Source organism: Marinobacter sp. C1S70, from assembly GCF_000475355.1.
GTDB classification, from domain to species: Bacteria; Pseudomonadota; Gammaproteobacteria; order Pseudomonadales; family Oleiphilaceae; genus Marinobacter; species Marinobacter nauticus.
This window is the reverse complement of record NZ_AXBW01000103.1, coordinates 1-1,269: the sequence shown is the minus strand read 5'-3', so window position 1 is coordinate 1,269 and position 1,269 is coordinate 1. Positions and strand designations below refer to the sequence as shown.

Sequence of the window (1,269 nt, the reverse complement as noted above, 5' to 3'; positions counted from 1 at the left end):
TGAAGTGGACCCCAAATTTTGGACAGGTGCCTAAGCTTTGATTCATCATCTCCACGAGGAGGAGAATCATGAGCAAGAAACGCAAGCAATACAGCGCATCATTTAAGTCCAAAGTTGCTCTGGCTGCCCTCAAGGGTGACCAGACCACATCCGAAATTGCCGCCCGTTTCCAGATTCACCCCACCATGGTCAGTACCTGGAAGCGCGAGCTGCTGGAGAACGCTCCCGATCTCTTCGAAGGCAAGAGGAAGGCCGGCAAGCAATCCGATGAGCCCAGCACAGACGAGCTTTACCGCGAGATCGGTCGACTGACGGTGGAACGCGATTTTTTGTCGCGCAAGCTCGATCAGTAAGCCGTCAACAGCGGTTGGCGATGATCGAGCGAGGTCACCCCCAAGTCAGTCTTTCGCGCCAGTGTGAGCTGCTCAAGCTGAGCCGCTCATCGGTGTACTACGTCCATCGTGAGCAATGTCAGGAGGATCTGGATCTGATGTACCTGATTGATCAACAGCACCTGGAAACGCCGTATTATGGTTCTCGCAAAATGCGGGTCCACTTGCAGCACCAGGGCTACCGGGTCAACCGGAAGCGGGTGCAGCGGTTGATGCGCACCATGGGTATTCAAGCCGTGTACCCGCGACCAAGAACCAGTGTTCCGGGCGACGGGCACAAGGTGTACCCGTACCTGCTCAAGGGCTTGAAGATCGATCGTCCCAATCAGGTTTGGGCAACTGACATCAGCTACGTGCCGCTGGCGCGGGGCTTCATGTATCTGGTTGCCATCATCGACTGGTACAGCCGCAAGGTGCTGTCCTGGCGGATCTCCAACACCATGGACGCAGACTTCTGCGTCGATGCCCTGGAGGAGGCTCTACAGCGCCATGGAACGCCGGAGATCTTCAACACCGATCAGGGCGTCCAGTTCACCAGCGAGGCCTTCACAAGCGTTCTCAAAGAACATGGCATCCGGATCAGCATGGACGGCAAGGGCTGCTACCATGACAACATCTTCGTGGAACGGCTCTGGCGCAGCGTCAAACACGAGTGCGTCTACCTCACTGCCTTCGAGGATGGCCGACACTTGAAGCAGGCGCTCCACCGGTACTTCCGGCATTACAATCAGACCCGGTACCACCAAACCCTTGATTACCAAACGCCCGATGAGGTGTACTACGGGCAATCCATATCTCTGGCAGCCTGAGCCAGGGAAACAACCGGATCATAGCTTAGGGAGACCATCAGGTTGTCCAACTGATTGGGTCCACCTCA

1 pseudogene is annotated in these 1,269 nt (G+C 56.3%); it reads left to right on the top strand.

From position 1 onward, the window contains the following. Positions 1-68: 68 nt before the first annotated feature. A pseudogene (locus Q669_RS19025) lies at positions 69-1,269 on the top strand (IS3 family transposase); the annotation flags it as partial.